The following is a 19545-nucleotide window of genomic DNA, read 5'->3' as shown; positions in this document are numbered from 1 at the left end:
GTTTAAAAATGCTTTCTAGCACTTGCTCAATAAAAAGCAAAGCCGAGCTTCTGAAGCTCGGCTTTTTTAACTGTTGCTCCTAGCTTTACCTGATGTTGGCTCACTTTGACCCACTTATTAGATGCTAAAAGCCCAAGTCAAACGCTAGTCCATTCATATTATCAACATCGCTGTTTAAACTCATAGTTAAGAGCCCAGTGATGGGTTAAAGAAGCAAACACACAATACCAACTATTTGAAGAGGTCGCGTATTTTTTAAACATAGCACCACACCGTTATTTTCTTTACTGCCTATTACGCCCCAATACACAAGTAACAAACTAGATAACACATATGGCAAGTACCAGTAGTGCTCTAAACTGTACTGAATAGCGAAAATGATCGACCCAATTAAAGACACCGCTAAAATACTAAAAATAGTCAACCATAGAATGTCTCTTCTTTCTCAGGGCCACTTAGCAAGAATAAATTGCATTAGAGGAAAACAATGTTGCTGTAATCAAGTCTTGTTTTAAGAAAGCAGACCCAGCAACGCAAAAAGGAGGGTAAAAAATACTATTTTGAACTTACTTCTCTTGGGTAGTTTTGTTACATATATAAAAGCCCTAAACTTTTGCTTAAGGCTAATGTGATTGAAACATAAAATATAAATGGACTAAATTACTTAACCAATCCCAAATGGATCAATACACTCAAAATCTCCTTCATCACCTATCGGCATTGGAATACAAACCTCACTTTGTGTTTCAATTACAGGCTCTTTTGGCAGTTCATTAACAGGAGCTGTACTTAAAAACAGTGCTGCAAAGAAGTTATAGATTGCTGTCATTTTAATTTTCCTTTTAATTAAATATCAACTTGCTAACAAGTCGTTAGCAAATTATATGTTTGCATAATCGGTTCAGGAAAACAACAGTACCTAAGTTAATACATAAAATGATGCAAAGGTTTAATGACAAGCAGGTAGTGCTTCATTCCTTTTACGCAAGTACGGTGCAAAAGGTTACCGACTGCGAACGAAGTGAGAACGGTCTTTTTGCGCAAGGTGAAATGAGCAAGTTTCACAGCTTCTAAATCTTATAGCCTAAAAACAAAAAACCCGAGCCTAAGCTCGGTTTTTTTTAATGCTTTGTGGCATTAACTAAAGTCGATATTACTCAACGATAGTTGCTACAACACCAGTACCTAATTGGTAAAGTGCGCCACCTTCATAGGCTGCACTAAATTACAGGCATTAAAAAAGGCCATAAGGTGCAAAAGGTTACCGACTGCGAACGAAGTGAGGGCGGTCTTTTTGCGCAAGAGTGGTGCAAAAGTTTAATGACAAGCACGCAGTGCTTCATTCCTTTTGCGCAAGATGAAGCAAGCCAATTTAACAATAGCTGACCTACTATTGGATTTATAAGAGGCCTTGTTGAACCCAGCTTCATAGATGAATTACAACTTAGAACTAGCCTGAAGTAAGTTTCACAATTACTTAAACCTCTAAGTTTTATACCCCTATAAACAAAAAACCCGAGCCTAAGCTCGGGTTTTTTTAATGCTTTGTGGCATTAACTAAAGTCGATATTACTCAACGATAGTTGCTACAACACCAGCACCTACTGTACGGCCACCTTCACGGATCGCGAAACGTAGACCTTCGTCCATCGCGATTGGAACGATTAGCTCAACAGTCATCTTGATGTTGTCACCTGGCATTACCATTTCTACGCCTTCTGGTAACTCAACGTTACCTGTTACGTCAGTTGTACGGAAGTAGAACTGTGGACGGTAACCTTTGAAGAATGGAGTATGACGGCCACCTTCGTCTTTAGAAAGTACGTATACTTCTGAAGTGAACTTCGTGTGTGGGTTGATTGAACCAGGCTTACATAGAACCTGACCACGCTCAACTTCGTCACGCTTAGTACCACGTAGAAGTGCACCAATGTTCTCACCAGCACGACCTTCGTCTAGAAGCTTACGGAACATTTCAACACCCGTACAAGTTGTCTTCGTAGTTTCTTTGATACCTACGATTTCAACTTCGTCGTTCACGTTGATGATACCAGCTTCAACACGGCCAGTTACTACTGTACCACGACCCTGGATTGAGAATACGTCTTCGATAGGCATGATGAATGGCTTATCGATGTCACGCTCTGGCTCTGGGATGTAAGAATCTAGTGCTTCTGCAAGCTCAACGATCTTGTCTTCCCACTCTTTCTCGCCTTCTAGTGCTTTAAGCGCTGAACCCTGGATTAGAGGTAGGTCGTCACCTGGGAAGTCGTACTCTGAAAGAAGTTCACGAACTTCCATCTCTACTAGCTCTAGTAGCTCTTCGTCGTCAACCATGTCACATTTGTTCATGAATACAACGATGTAAGGTACACCAACCTGACGTGAAAGTAGGATGTGCTCACGAGTCTGAGGCATAGGGCCGTCAGTAGCAGCAACTACTAGGATCGCGCCGTCCATCTGTGCAGCACCAGTGATCATGTTTTTAACATAGTCAGCGTGTCCTGGACAGTCTACGTGTGCGTAGTGACGAGTTGGTGTGTCATACTCAACGTGTGAAGTTGAGATTGTGATACCACGCTCACGCTCTTCTGGAGCGTTATCGATTGATGCGAAGTCTTTTGCGTCACCACCGTATACTTTTGCAAGTACGTTAGTGATTGCTGCAGTTAGAGTTGTTTTACCGTGGTCAACGTGGCCGATTGTACCTACGTTTACGTGCGGTTTCGAACGTTCAAACTTTTCTTTTGCCATGACGGAACCTATAAGTAAGATTTATGTGTATCTAGATTACATATAAAAATAACCCGCAAAATGCAGATTAAAATTATTCTTCAATTATTAAGTATTTTTATGACAAGTCAAAGGAAGTATTTTGGAAGATTCTAGTACTGGTGCTGATAGGCAGATTTGAACTGCCGACCTCACCCTTACCAAGGGTGCGCTCTACCGACTGAGCTATATCAGCACACCAGAACTCTGGAGCGGGCAGCGGGAATCGAACCCGCATCATCAGCTTGGAAGGCTGAGGTAATAGCCATTATACGATGCCCGCTTTAGGAACCTGTTATTCAACTACCTCTAACCGTCAAGAATAAAGTGGTGGAGGGGGCTGGATTCGAACCAGCGAAGGCAGAGCCGTCAGATTTACAGTCTGATCCCTTTGGCCGCTCGGGAACCCCTCCACGTCAAAAATTCTTGCCTAAAGCGCCTCATAGTGAGGGTAAATAAATGGTGCCGACTATCCGAGTCGAACGGATGACCTACTGATTACAAGTCAGTTGCTCTACCAACTGAGCTAAGTCGGCACTGCTTTAGTACGGGGCAGGATTCTAGAGCAAGGTTTGGGGCGATGCAACAAGAATCTTAAAAAAAATCAAAGTTTCTTGTTTAAATGCTCACATTTACAACAAAAAAGCCAAAAAACACCTATTTGTGTATGAATTCACACCAGTTTCTCAACCCTTTTAATACCAAGTCGTCGACATATACACTTGGCTTTTCAAAGTGAAGTTGTAATAACTCGCCATAACCACCGGCAAAAATCACCTGAATATTGTCAAAATCTCTCTTTAATTGTGCAATGCCCGCTTCAACAGCACCTAAAGTGGCTATCAAGGCACCATTTTTTACAGCATTTGGTGTATTTGTGCCAAGTTCTGGCAAAAACAAACTCTCAGAGTCTGAAAATACCTTTTGTGTGTTACTCACAAGGCTGTCGATCATCATATCTAAACCGGGCAAAATCCACCCACCTAGATGCTCACCAGATCTGGTAACCACATCGACTTTACTCGCCGTGCCCGAATCCACGACTACACAATGTTTATTTGGATATAAGTAATGGCAGGCAACCACCCCCAACCAACGGTCAATGCCGAGATTTTGAAATTGCGGATAAGCACATTTAACTGTGCCAAGCTGTGCTGTCACATTTGCTTGTAATAAAGGTATGCTGAGCTGCTGTGCTTTAGCAGTTATATTTGCAAGCAGTTTGTCGGGCCCAACTTGTGCAATCGCGATTTCTTTAACCGCTGACCACTTAATATCATCTTCTTCTATAAGGGTGATCTGGCCATCTACTTCACTGGCAACTTTTAATGCGGTATTGCCCACATCGACTAACAATCTCATTCAGTTACTTCCTTACGCAATGAAATCTCCCCGCCGTAATAGCTTTTCACTTCACCATCTTGGCGCAGTACAATCCCACCTTGCGCATCTATGCCTTCACAAATACCGCGCCATTGTCTCTGCCCAGTAGAAAGGCAGACTACTTCTCCAGCAAATGCATTTAATGCATTCCACTGCGTGACCATCTCAGTTAAGCCTGACACCTGATATTGCGCTAATCTTTCATCGAGGGCATAAGTTAAATGTGCCACCATCTTATCTTTATCTAGTTCATTGCTGTGAGAGGCTATATCTGTCCAAGGTTGATCGATTTGCTGTGATGCCATTTCAGGCATTTGTAAATTAATTCCAATACCAATCACTAAATGACATGGCCCTTCGACCTGACCATCCAATTCAACCAATACACCGGCTAGCTTTTTATTATTCAGATAAATATCATTGGGCCACTTCAGTGCGACTTCTAACCCATAAAGCACCTTTAATGCATCATAGACCGCAAGGCCTACCGCAATAGACACGCCCATCGCTGCTTGTAGTCCATCATCTAAACGCCAGTAATAACTGTAATACAGGTTTGCACCAAATGGAGATTGCCAAGTACGGCCGCGACGGCCACGCCCTGCTTCTTGCATTTCAGCGACCAGCACTTGCCCTGAATTAATCGGCAATTTATTTTGCACACGACGCATTAATTCTGAGTTGGTTGAATCAATGATAGGCATCACTTCAAGCTGTTTTTGTTGCCCCGACAGCGCTTGGTAATACTGATTCACTGCTGATTCATCAAGCAAAGGAACACTATGGTTGAGTTTGTAACCTTTACCACTGAGCTTAAAGATATCGATGCCCATTTCTTGTAACGACTTAATATGTTTCGATACCGCAGCGCGAGAAATGTCTAAGCTTTCACCTAAATGCTGCCCGGACACAAACTCTCCCTTATTAAGAGCTTTTAAAATAGCCAGCTTGTTTCCTTGTGGTCCTTTATAACTCATGCTTGCACACCTTGTAGTTTCACATTGCCATTTGCAGCAATCACACGCACTTCATGTTCTAGTTGCACATTGAACTTTTGCCACACGCTTTGTTGGATATGTTGGATCATGGCTTTAAGCTCTGAGGCTGTGCCCGCACCTTGATTAACCAGTACTAAAGCTTGTTTGTGATACACGGCAATACCCCCTAACTCAAAGCCCTTGAGCCCGGCTTGTTCAATCAACCAGCCAGCGGCTAATTTAGTATGCTTAGCATCCACTGGATAATTTGGCATACCAGGATACTGCTTTAACAAAGTTTGCACTTGTTCGCTTCCCACAATTGGGTTTTTGAAAAAACTACCGGCATTGGCTAGCTCTTTCGGATCAGGGAGTTTACTTTGTCGTATTTCAATCACCTTGTTAAATACCTGCTGTGCAGTGACCGTATTTTTATCAAGCGATTGTAAGGGTCCATAGCTAAGTACAGGCTGCCATTGTTTAGGTAGCTCAAACAGCACTTCGGTAATAATAAACGTATCTTTCAACGCCTGCTTAAATACCGACTCTCGATAAGCAAAACCACACTCAGCTTGCGCAAGTTCTACAAATTGGGCTTTACCAATATCATAACCTTTGACCGATTTAATAAACTGCCCGATCTCAACGCCATACGCCCCGATATTTTGTACGGGAGCTGCCCCTACCGTCCCCGGGATTAAGGCCAGGTTTTCAAAACCTAATACGCCCAGATCAAGTAAATGAATAACCAGTTGATGCCAATTCTCACCTGCAGCTGCTTGTACATGCCAAACATCTTGCTGCTCTATCACTGTTATGCCTTTATTTGCAATTTTTAATACTGTGCCAGCAAAGTCTTCAATAAAGACCGTATTGCTACCCTCCCCCATTACATAGCAAGGCTCAGAAAAGTCGAGCTCAGTGAGGTTATCTGGATGAGTAATGGTTATGAGCGCTGCACAGTGGGCAGGTAAAGCAAAAGTATGGAGCGATTGGACTGATGGCACGTTCAACCTAACAAATAATATAGTAATCGGGCTAGTTTACCCTATGCTCTGCCTCTACGCACCTATGTGATCTTATCCTTAAGCATGATATAAATGCCGCTCGTTTACTCAATCCGTGCAAGGATAAACAATGAAAAAAACTGCTTTAGTCGCAAGCTTAATGCTGGCAGGCTTCTCTCACGGCGCATTGGCAACACAGGCGTTCGACGAACATACCTATGCAAATTTAAAAGATGTAGTGAGTACCCATCTACATCTAGATCTAGACGTTGATTTTGCAGATAAGCAACTGGAAGGCTTTGTAGAGCACACCCTTGATTGGCGCAACGCATCAGCACGCACTCTAGTTCTAGATACTCGCGACCTTGAAATAGATAAGGTGATGTACCAAGGTAAAAACGGCCAATGGCACAAAGCAGATTTCACCCTAGCACAACGCAATGGCGTAAAAGGCGCAAAGCTGACCATTCGCTTTAAAGAGCAAGCTAAAAAAGCCCGTATTTACTACAACAGTTTACCGCAAGCGTCAGGTCTACAATGGTTAACACCAGTACAGACTGCCAGTAAGACACACCCATTTATGTACAGTCAGTCACAAGCAATCCATGCGCGTAGCTGGATCCCAGTGCAAGACACCCCAGCAATGCGTACTACTTACACAGCCCGTATTCAAACTCCAAAAGATGTTCGTGCGGTCATGAGTGCAGATAACTCTGAAGCATTTGTCAAAGACGGTGACTACTGGTTTGATATGCCGCAGGCTATCCCGCCTTACCTCATTGCGATTGGTGCGGGTAACCTCGAATATAAAGAAATGTCACACCAAACAGCTATTTTTGCTGAGCCACAAATTCTTGATGCCTCAGTGGCAGAGTTTAATGATACACAGGCGATGATCGACAAAACCAATGTGATGTACGGTGAATATGCATGGGGTCGTTACGACCTACTGATGCTGCCACCTAGCTTCCCGTTTGGCGGCATGGAAAATCCACGCTTATCATTTATTACCCCAACCGTTGTTGCTGGTGACAAGAGCCTAGTTAATCTAATCGCCCACGAACTTGCGCATTCTTGGTCAGGTAACCTTGTCACTAACGCGACGTGGGAAGACTTATGGCTAAATGAAGGTTTCACCTCTTATGTTGAAAACCGCATCATGGAAGAAGTGTTTGGTCGCGACCGTGCCGTAATGGAGCAAGCATTAGACGCAGCTGGCCTTCGTGCACAGCTAAAAAATATTCCAGCGCCAGATACACGCCTTAATTTGAAGCTAAATGGTCGTGATCCTGATGATGCGTTCAGCAAAGTACCCTATATCAAAGGTCAGCTCTTTTTAATTTACTTAGAAGAAAAGTATGGTCGTGCTCGCTTTGACGAATTTGTAAAAGGCTACTTTGCTAAGTATTCGTTTAAGTCTCTAACAACTGCAGAGTTTGTTGAATACCTAAATACGCACCTTCTAGAAAAGCACCCAGGTATCGTGTCTCTTGAAAAAGCCAAAGAATGGATCTATGAGCCAGGCTTACCTGCAGATGCGCCAAACCCGACTTCAGATGCATTTAATAAAGTCGATGCTGCAACAGCAGCTTGGTTAAAAGGTGACAAAGACTTAGCAGACTTACCAACGAGCGCTTGGACAGTGCATGAGTGGTTACACTTCTTAAACAACCTGCCACGAGATTTAAGCCTAGATAAGATGGCGAAGTTAGACGAAGCATTTAACTTAACGAATTCAACCAACGCTGAACGCGCTTTTGCTTGGTATATGTTAGCAGTAGGTAATGGCTATGAGGCTATTTATCCGGCGTTGGATAAGCATTTAACAAGCATTGGCCGCCGTAAGCTTATCGTGCCTTTGTATAAGTCTCTTGTGCAACACGGTAAACGCGATTGGGCACAAAAGGTATATAACAATGCACGTCCGGGTTATCACCCATTAGCGCAAGGTACTGTGGACGCGATTTTTAAATAAACACAGTATAAATATATAAATAAAAGGGCCTGACTACGGCCCTTTTGTTTTCTGTAGCTCAATTTAACAAATGCACTTGAAGCGTGTTTAATTTACTTTAACCGCTTTCAAAAACGCCTTTCGCTGGTTTTCATCGGCCTGTTGCCACCAATAATGCAACATGAGTTCTGCACTTGGGTGCGTCATCCCTTCAATTTGTTTTCTACTCTTGGGCGCAACCTGTGTTGTAATCGTCATTGGCGTTGCTACAGTTTGAACTGTTGCTGCAACCACAGCGGGAGCTACGACTGCTTTCGGTTTTACTTTGACAGCTACTTGCTGAGACTTATTCGGGGCTATCACATATACATTCGGTGATTTAGCAAACAGCTCGGCTGCATCCGCATCTTTTGCCCTATCAAAAGCAATACGATATTGGCCTTCCTGATTAATGGTCACTTCAACCCAAAAAGGCGACGATGACACGGTTTGATGCTCATCGTAGTCTAGCTCGTATAGGTCACTATATTTTATCTGTACTTTGTGAGTACCAATTGGCAAATCAAAGTCGAGTTTCTTGCTAAACAAAGAGTGTTCAACTTGCTTGCCATTGACTGAGATTGGGATCAGCTCTTCTGGAAAACTCAGTGTTGCAGCCTGCACTGCAAAGTTAAAACTCCCCAATAAAACCGCTAAAATTAAGCCTTTAGTTTGACTCATCGCACACTCCCTCATTGAATTTTTATCATCTAACCGTTTGCAGTTTGACAGTTCATAGATTCTTTGTCATTAGTGTATAGATACTAGGGCCTGTTTATCTTTGCTCTTCGAATTTTAAAGTTCAACAAGCCCTAATATTTTAATAAACCGATAGATAGCAACAACGTACTTTTAGGATACACCATGGCCCAAGCCACCATTTTTGACAAAATCATTAGTAAAGAAATTCCTGCCGATATCATCTATGAAGATGAACACACACTGGCTTTTCGAGACATTAATCCGCAGGCGCCTTTTCATGTACTGGTAATTCCTAAAACGCCCATCGCTACTATCAATGATGTTAATGAAACTAACGCCCATTTAATTGGTCAACTTTACGTGGTGGCCGCAAAGTTGGCAAAAGAGCATGGCTTTGCAGAAGATGGTTATCGTGTCGTCATGAATTGTAACGAGCACGGGGGTCAAACTGTATTTCATGTTCACTTACACGTACTGGCAGGTTTAGAAATGGGCTGGCCACCGTTTACAAATAAGAAGAAAGAATTAATTTAAAAAATTCCGCGTTAATAAATGTAAATGAATAAGCTATTAATGCGACTAACAAAATAATAACATTATCAATTGGTTAAAATTGAAAACGCCAATTAGTCGCATTATTTAACAAAAATGCTTGTATATATAGCAAAATTTTCTATATTTTTAGTAGCAAACTCATACAAAAGGTCTGAGTCGCATGTTAGCATTAAAGCAATAATTTGAATGAGAGCGTCCATTTAAAATGAGCAGTACCGCCTTTTTACTTTTAGATAAAGAGCCAATTAATACAATTGGCATTAATGTCCTTCAACCTTTACTCAAAACCCAAGGTTTAGAAGTCACTACCGGCACAGACATTACTGATGTGCCAGAAGATACCAGATTGTTATTCATCGAAACCGCACAAAACGATGCATGGAACAAACTAAAAGAACATTTAGTTAAGCTAAAAGTAAATTGCGATATCGTGCTATTTAATCTTGACGAAAACCCTGAACTTGCAAACCGTGCATTGCTGAGTGGTATTCGCGGTGTGTTCTACACCACAGACAACGCAGATGTATTGATGAAAGGGATCCGTTTACTAATGGAAAACCAACTTTGGTATCGTCGTGACATCATGTGTAACGCCCTTAACCGTATGTTGCAATTCAATAAAGATGCCCTTCATAAATTAACTGAAGGCGATATTGAACCGGTTAAGCTGACCAAACGTGAAAAAGCCATCATTTCACTTATGAGTAAGGGTGCGAAGAACAAAGAAATCGCCGAAGATTTAAATATCAGCCCGCATACAGTTAAAACACACCTTTACAGTGCATTCAGAAAAACTAAATGTCGTAACCGAATTGAATTATTGTCTTGGGCGCAACAAAATATCCCAGACGAAATTCGTTAACAAAACAACTCTAAAAAGAGGAAGCCTAGCTTCCTCTTTCTTTACCTGTTCCTAACTTCCCTCTATGCTAGAGCCATTACTTAATAAGTTCGACGCGTATGTTTGACCCCAAAACTCTCTATTTTACTAGTGGCGCTATGATGGCCATGATGACCTTGTTATGTTACTTAACTTGGCGAACCAATAAAAACATACCCGGCACTGCCACTTATACCCTCTATCCGCTGGTACTTTTTCTGGCAACTATGAGCTTTTCACTTCATGGTTATTTAGAGCATTGGCAAACCATAGGCATTGGTAATGCGCTTTTGTTTGCCGCGTCCATCATTCATGTATTAGCGATCAGCCAATTCTTAGAGCATAAAGGTTGGGAGTTAAAGAGTTTCTTAGCATTTACCTGTCTTTTACTCGTTGCTTTGGGCTACTACAGCATAGTCGACGACAATTTAAGAGCGCGGATCTGGATTTCAGACTTACAGCACATCGCTGAAATTGTGCTGCTGCTATCAATGTTTTGGCGTTTTGCGCGCCCACGTTACCCCAATGGCACCATTGTATATACCATAGTGCTTGGCCTTTTGCTTATCGCTTTCATTGGCCGCTCAATTATGATGGGTGAGGTCACACACCTAACCATTATGAAAGACACTTGGTTCACCACCACCGTATTCATCAATGGTGTGCTCTCGCCGATTTTCTATGCCACAGGTATGGCACTGTTATGTAACGAACGACGTGAATTACATTTAAATGCGCTAACTGAAAAAGCACAAAAAGATTTAGAAATTCGCGGCCTATTTTTATCTACTGTAAGCCATGAAATTCGTACCCCACTTAACGGTATTCTTGGTAGTGCGCAATTAGTGTTGAGCCGAACAAAGAGCACCAAAAACAAAGCCTACTGCGAAGCCATCATTAATTCAGCAGAATCACTCAATTTACTTATTGATAAAGTACTCGATTACGCCAGTTTAGAACAAAGTGATGAATCACTCTATGAAGAAGATATCGAGCTTAAAACTTGGTTAAATAATCTCTGCTTGCTACTCACGCCTCTAGCAGAACAAAAACAATTGAAGTTTGAGCTCGACTACGACCTGCCTGAACAGGCTTGTTATTATTGTGACCAACAAAAGCTTCGACAAATTATCATTAACCTCGTCGGCAATGCCATTAAGTTTACCGACTCAGGATCAGTAAAAATTAAAGTCCACCTTGAGCAAGATACTGCTATGGCACATACCGTCACATTCAGCGTGATCGACTCAGGCCCAGGCATTGAAGATGACGATATTGAAAAACTGACTCAACCTTATGTGCAAAGTAGCGCAGGTAAAGTAAAAGGCGGTACTGGTTTGGGACTGGCAATTACCGCGCGCTTACTCGAGCGTTTAGGCTCGAAGCTTGAAATTGCCAGTCAGTTAAACAAAGGCAGTGTGTTTAGTTTTAGTTTAAACCTTGCCATTGGTGAGCTCAGCCTTGTACCGCAACGTCTTCATGAAATGAACTGTGTAACTGGACTTAACATTTTATTAGTCGAAGATTTAGATTTAAACCAAAAAATTGCCATTGAGTTTATGGCTGAAGATGAGCACAAAGTTAAGCTAGCAACCACAGGGCAGTCAGCACTCGATTTACTTCAACATCACCAGTTTGATGCTGTGTTGCTCGATATGAATCTACCAGATTTGACCGGTCAAGAAGTACTGAAATCATTGAAAAAAATAGAGCATAAAAATCAGCGTACCCCCTTCCTCGCGTTTACAGCAAGTTTAAGCCCGGATGAAATAAAAGAGTACATGATGTTGGGGATCAAAGACATTGTTGCCAAACCCATCAAACAAGAGAAACTACGCCAAGCGCTCGGTGATTCACAGACACTAAAAGAAGCTACCATCAGTGTGGAACTGGCTGATGTGCTATACGATGAAACCGCGGCGAGCTCTTTACAGAAAAACTTTAATGAAGACGAAGTCTCTTCTATTTACAATGAATTTGTACTTTCTGCGCGCAACAAATTAATTAGCATTCAACAGCAGTTAGACATAGACAACGACCAATGTATAAAAATGCTGCATCGCCAAGCGAGCACAGCCTTACAATTAGGCTTTAATCGCTATGGGCAAATGTTAAAAACCATCGAACGCCGTTTACTAGAAGATAAATCTGCCCACGAAGAACTGACTCAAGCCATGGTCTTGTGGCAAGACAGCTTATCGGCATATTTGCAATTCGTTCGCTCTCAAACGCTGAATTAAGGCGTTTTATCGCGCAGAGTCGACACCTTGAAGCAAATTCGTCATGCTAATGACAAGTGTGAATATCACACATATAACAAAACAAAGGGAACCATTATGGCATTACTTAAAACACCACTGGCGCTGGCCGTCAGTTTAGCCGTATTCGGTGCAAGTGCTCCTGCGCTTGCTAATGCTGATAGTAAAGCAACCGATAAGGCCGCTGTAAAAACTGAAGCTAAAAAGTCAGACAAGTGGGATGTACTAAACCCACCTGGTGACAAACAAACCATCACCATCGACACCAATGAAACGACATGGAGTAACCTAGACGTTAGTCCTGATGGCAAAAACATTATCTTCGATATGTTAGGCGACATCTATGTGATGCCTATCTCAGGTGGTAAAGCAAAAGCAATTACCAATGACAGAGCGTGGAACTTCCAACCGAAATTCTCTCCTGATGGGTCTAAAATTGCGTTTATCTCTGACCGAGAAGGCGCTGAGAACCTATGGGTTATGGATGTGAACGGCGAGAACATGCGTAAAGTGTCTGGCGAGTCTCACAACCTACTACATAACCCTGCTTGGTCACCTGATGGTCAATATATTGCGGTTAAACAAGGTCAAGTAACGGGTCGTACTATTCCAGGTGGCTCTATCCGCATGTACCACATTTCAGGTGGTACAGGCGTAGTCGTACGTGAGCGCCTACATGGTGCTAAGTCACAAAAGAACGTTGCAGAGCCAGCTTTCTCAAAAGATGGTAAAAAGATTTACTACTCAGTTGATGCCACGGCAGGTGTACGCTGGCAATACAATAAAAACGCACTTGAGTCAGTCTTTGAGATCCGCTCTTGGGATTTAGCAACCGGTGAAGAAGAAACTGTGATCCGCGGCTCAGGCGGTGCAATTCGCCCGACTCCAAGTCCTGACGGTAAATCGCTTGCGTTTGTAAAACGTATCGAGAACGGCAAAGAGATGCAAAGCGCTTTGTATATCAAAGATCTTAAGTCAGGTATCGAAACTGAAATCTTTGCAGGCCTAGACCGCGACTTACAAGAAGCAAACGGTGCACAAGGTAACACGCCAGCATTTGCTTACACGCCAGACGGTAAAGCATTAGTATTCTGGTCAGCCGGTGTATTCCATAAAGTAGACATTGCTAGCAAACAAGCACAAGTGATCCCAACCCGTGTTGTGGCTGAAAAACAAATCACACCAGCGCTGAAGTTTGCAGTAGACGTTGCCCCTGACACATTCAAAGTGAAACTGGCACGTTGGTCACAAATTTCTCCAGATGGTAAAACAGCCCTATTCCAAGCACTTGGTCATCTTTACACCAAAGACATCGCGTCAGGTAAAGTAAAGCGTGTGACTAAGCAAAACGACCATTTTGAGTTCTACCCAAGCTTCTCTCGTGACGGTAAATACATTGTTTACACTAGCTGGGATGACCAAGATTTAGGTGCGGTTCGCGTGGTATCTGCAAAAGGTGGCAAAGGCAAAGTGATCACGCAAGAGCCAGGTCACTACATCAACCCGAGCTTCTCACCAGATGGTAAAAAAGTACTTTACCGCAAAGTAACGGGTGGTTACTTACTAAGTGGTGATTGGTCAATGGAACCGGGCATTTACTTAACCAGCGTTAAGGGCGGTGAAGCAAAGCGCATCATCAAACGTGGTGACAACCCACACTTTGGCGCTGACAGCGATCGCATCTTTTTCAATGTTGCAAGCAGCGAAACTAGCCGTGAACTTAAGTCAGTAGATTTAAACGGTCAGCAAGCACGTTCACACTTCAAGGGTGAGTACATCTTTGACTACCGCGTATCACCAAACGGCAAATACGTGGCCTTCATTGAAAACTTCAATACCTTTGTTGCCCCATTCACCAGCACAGGTAAAACACTGTCAATTAACAAGGGCACTAAGTCATTCCCTGTAAAACAAGTGTCTAAGTACTCTGGTGACTTCTTAAACTGGAAGGCAGACAGCAGCGCATTGACTTGGGCATTTGGTCCTAACCTTTATCAGCGCAAGCTAACTGATACATTTGCGTTCTTAGAAGGCGCAGCAGATGACGTCAGCGAACTAACGGCTGAAGGTATCGACTTAAGCTTCGAGAAAAAAGCGGATAAGCCCGAAGGCCTACTTGCACTTGTTGGTGGTAAAGTCGTGACAATGCGTAACGCAGATCAAGAGCAAGAAATCATCGAAGACGGTGTGGTACTTATCGAAGACAACCGTATTATCGCAGTAGGTACGCGCAGCGATGTAAACATTCCTAGCAAAGCTAAAATCATGGATATCTCTGGTAAGACTGTGATCCCAGGCCTTGTTGATGCACACGCACACGGCAGCTATGGTAGCCGCAACTTACAGCCTGAGCAGAACTGGAACCAGTTCTCTAACGTGAGCTTTGGTGTCACAACCATCCACGATCCATCGAACGATTCAAACGAAGTGTTCTCAATGGCTGAGCTTCAGCGTGCTGGTCTAACCGTTGCACCACGTATTTACTCTGTAGGTCGTATTTTATACGCTGGTAATGCGCCAGGTTATAAGACGCCAATTAACAATCTTGAAGATGCAAAATTCCACGTTAAGCGCCTAAAAGATGCGGGTGCTATCTCGGTGAAGAGCTACAACCATCCTCGTCGTGACACGCGCCAGCAAGTGCTAGAAGCAGCGAAAGAAATGGAAATCATGGTCGTACCTGAAGGTGGTTCTAAGTTCCAACAGAACATGAATATGATCATCGACGGTCATACGGGTCTTGAGCACGCACTACCAATTCCAAACATCTACTCAGACGTTGTACAAATGTGGAGCCAAACCAAAGCGGGCTTTACACCAACGTTTAACGTCGCTTACGGTGGTATTAAAGGTGAAGATTACTTCTACGATACTACAGAAGTATGGAAGAACGAGCGTTTAAAAGCATTTGTACCTGAGTACATTCTGAACCCACGCTCAATTCGCCGCCCTACCGCACCTGAGCACCACTATAACCACATCAATGCCGCTAAATCTGCGAAGCAGTTACGCGATAAAGGCGTTACAGTTCACATTGGTGCACACGGTCAGCGTGAAGGCTTAGGTGCGCATTGGGAGTTATGGTCAATGGCACAAGGTGGCTTCACCGCATGGGAAGCACTACGTAGTGGTACCATTGACGGTGCTAAATACCTAGCGCTAGACAATGACATTGGTACCATTGAAAAAGGCAAATTAGCCGACTTAGTGATCATCGACGGTGACGTATTAAACGATATTCGTCAGTCAGAAAAAGTGGCTTACACAGTACTTAATGGTCGCATTTATGATGCAGCAACCATGAACGAAGTGGGTAACTACAACCGTCAACGTCAGCCATTCTTCTTCGAAAACGGGAGCAAAGCGCCGATGCACTCAGCAACCGAAGCGTATATGGAAGAGAAAGCACACAAATATCACTGGAAACATTAATTGTTGCAGTTTTGTGTCATAAGATAAGAAAAAGGTCGCATTATTTGCGGCCTTTTTTACATTCATAAAAAAATAACCTAAATTAGCAACAATTCAGGACGATAACTGTAGACGCAATTAATAATTGTTCTAAACTTTGCATCTGTACCTAAGCCCTATAAATTGATATTTTTCGACTTAGGTCGTCGTTCGTGCTCTCATCTCGTGCAAGATGAAACTATTAAAAAAGGAATGCGCTATGACTAGCCCATTGAAGTACTTCAGCTCATTAAACCTGAGTAGAAAACTCATCGCCGCGTTTTTAAGTGTGGCTTTAGTGCCTATTATTGTGATTATCTCAATCGCACTATTTAAAGCTTCTAATGCACTCGAGCAACAAGCTTATTCACAACTTGCAGCGGTTGGTGAAATTAAGAAAAGTGCAGTCTCGCGACATTTCGAAAGTGTCAAAGATAACTTATATACACTTGCAATTAGTCAAAAGACCGCTAATGCTGCCAATGCATTCATAGCCAGCTTTAATGAATTGAGTGGTTTAGATAGCAAGCCTCAAAGCTTAACCAATTATTACCAACAAGACTTTCGCAACAAATTTAATACAGAAAATCCGAATGCTTCAGTGCCAAGCTATATATTAGATGGTTTGAGCCCTAGAGCACTGGAGTTACAAGCTCGTTATATTGCTGATAACCCGCATCCGCTAGGCGAAAAATCAACGTTAGTGTCAACGGGTCATAATGATGCGTACGACCTGGCACACCAAGAATTTCATACCTTTTTTGCTGAAGTCGCCAACGTTTACGACTTCTACGATATTTTCATCATCGACAATCAGAGCGGCTATGTTGTTTACTCTGTTTTTAAAGAACTAGATTTTGCGACTTCTTTAAACAGTGGCCCTTACGCAAATAGTAATCTCGCCGCAGTCTTCAATGATGCCAAAGATTTATTCAGTCAAACTGATTTTGCCTTTGTCGATTATCAAAAGTACTTACCTTCGTATAATGCACCTGCCAGCTTTATTGCTGCGCCGATTATTTATGATGGAATGCCGCAAGCTACTTTAGTATTTCAACTATCAATAGATGCGCTGAATAACATTATGACTGAGCGCGAAGGCTTAGGTGAAACCGGAGAAACGTACCTGGTTGGTCCTGACAAACTCATGCGCTCGGACTCATTTCTAGATCCAGTAAATCACTCTGTTGTTAACTCGTTTAAATATCCAACTAAAGGAAGTGTAGATACTGAAGCCTTTAAATTAGCTATGTCTGGTCAGGAAGGTGAAAAAATTATTACTGACTATAATGGCCAGCCAGTGCTATCAGCTTATCGCAGTATTAATGTTCTAGGTAATAACTGGGCACTGCTTGCAGAAATTGATGAAAGCGAAGCCTTCTCAGCTGTCACATTATTAAGAAATGTACTGTTCGGTATCTTGGCGGTTGCAATCGCTTTTATTGTCGCTGTCGCTATTTTCTTTGCTCGTTCACTTACGCAGCCAGTCCATGAACTCATGGCCACGATGCGCCGCGTTGAAAAAGAAGGTGACTTTTCACTTCGTGCACCTATCTCATCAAAAGATGAAATCGGCCGTTGCGCAGTGGCGTTCAACTCACTTTTAGAAGCACTACAAACTTCAATTAGCGCATCAAACCGCGTGCTTAACGAAATGGCTGACGGTAAATTCCACGACCGTATCAAAGTAGAGTGTAAAGGTGAGTTAAACACGCTTAAGCAAGCAACTAATAATTGTGCTAACAGCCTAGATATGGCCATTGGTGAAATTAACCAAGTCATCAGTGCTATGTCTCAAGGTCAATTCGACAAGCAGTTACAAGCACCAATGTCAGGGGATCTTGCGCACCTTAAAGATAACATTAATTGTTCTTTAAACTCACTCGATAACACCATGAATGCCATTGTTGCAACCATGGCGAATGTTGCTAAAGGTAACTTTACTGACACTATTCAAGTTGAAGCGAGCGGCAAACTTGATGAGTTAAAAATTAGCGTGAATGACTCTGTTAAAAGTATGAATGGCGCGGTTGCCGAAATAAACATGGTCATGGGCGCTATTCGTCAAGGTGACTTCTCGAAACGCGTTAATTTACCACTTAAAGGACAACTAGAAGCACTCAAAGATGATATCAACTTCAGTGTTGCCAATTTAGCTGAAATCATTAGCGATATCAGCAGTGTTATGGCGGCAGTGAATCAAGGTGATTTCAAACACATCGTTGAATGTAATGCCGAAGGTGAGCTAGGTCAGCTTAAGCAAGACATTAATGCCTCAATTAATAACCTAGATAAAGCCATGGGTGAAATTTCTGCGGTAATGATGGCAATCAGTCACGGGCGTTTTGATAGAACGATTGACTCACCAATGACAGGGCAGCTTAACACCCTGAAACAAGACATAAATCGCTCGGTGTTAACTTTAGACCAAGTTATCCAAGAGTTAGTCAGCGTAATGGCAGCCATGTCTAGAGGTGACTTCACTCAGAAAATTGAATCTGACTTACAAGGCCAGCTACTACAACTCAAACAAGACATTAATGGCTCAACCGATACGATTTCGGATGCCATCAATGAAGTCACGCAAGTGTTAAGCGCAGTCTCTCAAGGTAATCTAACACAAACCATCAATAGTGATTACCAAGGGGTATTCTTAACCCTTAAAAATGATGTAAACAGCACTATTTCTAAGTTGACCGAAGTGATCCAAGGTATTCAGATTGCAGCTAACCAAGTCTCACAGAGTGCCGGTGAAATCGCCAATAGTAATACAGAGATCAGCTCAAGAACCGAAGAGCAAGCTGCAAACCTTGAAGAGGCAAGTGCCAGTACGAGCAATATGCTAGATGAAATTGGCCAAGTCGCGGACGAGTCAGGTGTTGCTGTACAACTCGCTGAAAGCGCCGAAGCCATAGCAAAAGAAGGTGGCACATTGTCACACGATACGGTATTGGCCATTGACGAAGTTAACACCGCGAGCAAAGACATCAATGAAATCGTGTCTGTTATCGACGGCATTGCTTTCCAGACTAACTTGCTTGCCCTTAATGCAGCAGTAGAAGCGGCAAGAGCCGGTGATAATGGTCGCGGTTTTGCCGTTGTCGCCAACGAAGTTCGCGAACTCGCAGGTCGTAGCGCATCTTCAGCTCGACAGATCAAAGACATCATTGCCAACTCAAATGACAAAGTTGAACAAGGCACAGAGCTAGCCAACAGTTCAGGCCAAAAGCTTGAACAAATTGTTGGTGCGGTTGCACAAGTAAATCACTCGATTGTGAAAATCAACCAATCGACTATGACTCAGCAGCAGGCTATTCGTGAAGTCGACACGGTTGTACAACGCCTGACTCACCTTATTCAAGAAAACTCGGCCATCACAGAAGAAACCATGGCTGCTGCGAAGCAAATGGCAGACCAAGCGCATAATATGCGTCGCTCATTGGAGTATTTCAATTTAGGTGAAAGCGACTATGCAGAACCCACTCTGCTGGTGCATCACTACAACCAATAGCACCCTGCAGTAAACAAGAAAACGGCCCATTAGGGCCGTTTTTTTTTACCAAACTCA

General features: G+C 42.8%; 12 protein-coding genes and 4 tRNA genes. 6 read left to right on the top strand and 10 right to left on the bottom strand.

Going from position 1 to position 19545, the window contains the following annotated elements:
• Positions 1 to 664: 664 nt before the first annotated feature.
• From ACGHEH_RS19450 to murB, 9 genes are all read right to left on the bottom strand, one after another.
• The gene (locus tag ACGHEH_RS19450; protein ID WP_390448791.1) at positions 665 to 829 is read right to left on the bottom strand and encodes a hypothetical protein; all 165 of its coding nucleotides are present in this window, start codon (positions 827 to 829) and stop codon (positions 665 to 667) included.
• Positions 830 to 1569: 740 nt separating this feature from the next.
• Positions 1570 to 2754: an elongation factor Tu gene (gene tuf / locus ACGHEH_RS19445; RefSeq protein WP_058028464.1), complete on the bottom strand. Its 1185-nt coding sequence runs from the start codon at positions 2752 to 2754 to the stop codon at positions 1570 to 1572.
• Positions 2755 to 2892: 138 nt separating this feature from the next.
• Positions 2893 to 2968: transfer RNA gene (locus ACGHEH_RS19440), tRNA-Thr, on the bottom strand.
• A gap of 12 nt (positions 2969 to 2980) precedes the next feature.
• Positions 2981 to 3055, bottom strand: a tRNA-Gly gene (locus ACGHEH_RS19435).
• A gap of 45 nt (positions 3056 to 3100) precedes the next feature.
• Positions 3101 to 3185, bottom strand: a tRNA-Tyr gene (locus ACGHEH_RS19430).
• 47 nt (positions 3186 to 3232) lie between these two features.
• Positions 3233 to 3308 (bottom strand) — tRNA-Thr (locus ACGHEH_RS19425).
• 121 nt (positions 3309 to 3429) lie between these two features.
• The gene (locus ACGHEH_RS19420) at positions 3430 to 4134 is read right to left on the bottom strand and encodes a type III pantothenate kinase (protein ID WP_390448788.1); all 705 of its coding nucleotides are present in this window, start codon (positions 4132 to 4134) and stop codon (positions 3430 to 3432) included.
• Positions 4131 to 5132 carry a bifunctional biotin--[acetyl-CoA-carboxylase] ligase/biotin operon repressor BirA gene (gene birA / locus ACGHEH_RS19415; protein WP_390448785.1) on the bottom strand — a complete coding sequence of 334 codons (1002 nt, stop codon included), beginning with the start codon at positions 5130 to 5132 and terminating at the stop codon, positions 4131 to 4133. Before birA ends, ACGHEH_RS19420 begins: the two co-directional genes overlap by 4 nt.
• Complete coding sequence (murB, locus tag ACGHEH_RS19410; protein WP_390448782.1) at positions 5129 to 6139, bottom strand: UDP-N-acetylmuramate dehydrogenase; 1011 nt, start codon at positions 6137 to 6139, stop codon at positions 5129 to 5131. Before murB ends, birA begins: the two co-directional genes overlap by 4 nt.
• A 130-nt stretch (positions 6140 to 6269) precedes the next feature.
• Between murB and ACGHEH_RS19405 the strand changes: the two genes are divergently transcribed.
• Positions 6270 to 8114, top strand: a complete 1845-nt coding sequence (locus tag ACGHEH_RS19405) for a M1 family metallopeptidase (protein ID WP_390448779.1) — start codon at positions 6270 to 6272, stop codon at positions 8112 to 8114.
• A gap of 87 nt (positions 8115 to 8201) precedes the next feature.
• Here ACGHEH_RS19405 and ACGHEH_RS19400 read toward each other — a convergent pair whose 3' ends face one another.
• Positions 8202 to 8813, bottom strand: a complete 612-nt coding sequence (locus ACGHEH_RS19400; protein ID WP_390448776.1) for a DUF2057 family protein — start codon at positions 8811 to 8813, stop codon at positions 8202 to 8204.
• A 183-nt stretch (positions 8814 to 8996) separates the two neighbouring features.
• On the opposite strand from ACGHEH_RS19400, the gene ACGHEH_RS19395 reads away from it, so the two are divergent.
• From ACGHEH_RS19395 to ACGHEH_RS19375, 5 genes are all read left to right on the top strand, one after another.
• On the top strand, positions 8997 to 9368 hold the full coding sequence (locus ACGHEH_RS19395) for a histidine triad nucleotide-binding protein (protein WP_390448774.1): 372 nt from the start codon (positions 8997 to 8999) through the stop codon (positions 9366 to 9368).
• A 226-nt stretch (positions 9369 to 9594) separates the two neighbouring features.
• Positions 9595 to 10251, top strand: coding sequence for a response regulator transcription factor (locus ACGHEH_RS19390; RefSeq protein WP_390448771.1), 657 nt, complete (start codon positions 9595 to 9597; stop codon positions 10249 to 10251).
• Positions 10252 to 10349: 98 nt separating this feature from the next.
• On the top strand, positions 10350 to 12509 hold the full coding sequence (locus ACGHEH_RS19385; RefSeq protein ID WP_390448768.1) for an ATP-binding protein: 2160 nt from the start codon (positions 10350 to 10352) through the stop codon (positions 12507 to 12509).
• Between the two features lie 96 nt (positions 12510 to 12605).
• Positions 12606 to 15959: an amidohydrolase family protein gene (locus ACGHEH_RS19380; protein WP_390448765.1), complete on the top strand. Its 3354-nt coding sequence runs from the start codon at positions 12606 to 12608 to the stop codon at positions 15957 to 15959.
• A gap of 238 nt (positions 15960 to 16197) precedes the next feature.
• Positions 16198 to 19488: a methyl-accepting chemotaxis protein gene (locus ACGHEH_RS19375; protein WP_390448762.1), complete on the top strand. Its 3291-nt coding sequence runs from the start codon at positions 16198 to 16200 to the stop codon at positions 19486 to 19488.
• Positions 19489 to 19545 lie beyond the last annotated feature (57 nt).

The sequence above is a fragment of the Pseudoalteromonas sp. MTN2-4 genome (assembly GCF_042848605.1).
GTDB lineage: Bacteria > Pseudomonadota > Gammaproteobacteria > Enterobacterales > Alteromonadaceae > Pseudoalteromonas.
This window is presented reverse-complemented; position numbering and strand designations above follow the sequence as displayed.

What these genes read in the sequence shown, in the direction of transcription:
- ACGHEH_RS19375 (WP_390448762.1), top strand. Translation starts at nt 16,198, where the DNA reads ATGACTAGCCCATTGAAGTACTTCAGCTCATTAAACCTGAGTAGAAAA.
- ACGHEH_RS19405 (WP_390448779.1), top strand. Translation starts at nt 6,270, where the DNA reads ATGAAAAAAACTGCTTTAGTCGCAAGCTTAATGCTGGCAGGCTTCTCT.
- birA (WP_390448785.1), bottom strand. Translation starts at nt 5,132, where the DNA reads ATGAGTTATAAAGGACCACAAGGAAACAAGCTGGCTATTTTAAAAGCT.
- ACGHEH_RS19390 (WP_390448771.1), top strand. Translation starts at nt 9,595, where the DNA reads ATGAGCAGTACCGCCTTTTTACTTTTAGATAAAGAGCCAATTAATACA.
- ACGHEH_RS19450 (WP_390448791.1), bottom strand. Translation starts at nt 829, where the DNA reads ATGACAGCAATCTATAACTTCTTTGCAGCACTGTTTTTAAGTACAGCT.
- ACGHEH_RS19395 (WP_390448774.1), top strand. Translation starts at nt 8,997, where the DNA reads ATGGCCCAAGCCACCATTTTTGACAAAATCATTAGTAAAGAAATTCCT.
- ACGHEH_RS19385 (WP_390448768.1), top strand. Translation starts at nt 10,350, where the DNA reads ATGTTTGACCCCAAAACTCTCTATTTTACTAGTGGCGCTATGATGGCC.
- ACGHEH_RS19400 (WP_390448776.1), bottom strand. Translation starts at nt 8,813, where the DNA reads ATGAGTCAAACTAAAGGCTTAATTTTAGCGGTTTTATTGGGGAGTTTT.
- tuf (WP_058028464.1), bottom strand. Translation starts at nt 2,754, where the DNA reads ATGGCAAAAGAAAAGTTTGAACGTTCGAAACCGCACGTAAACGTAGGT.
- ACGHEH_RS19420 (WP_390448788.1), bottom strand. Translation starts at nt 4,134, where the DNA reads ATGAGATTGTTAGTCGATGTGGGCAATACCGCATTAAAAGTTGCCAGT.
- ACGHEH_RS19380 (WP_390448765.1), top strand. Translation starts at nt 12,606, where the DNA reads ATGGCATTACTTAAAACACCACTGGCGCTGGCCGTCAGTTTAGCCGTA.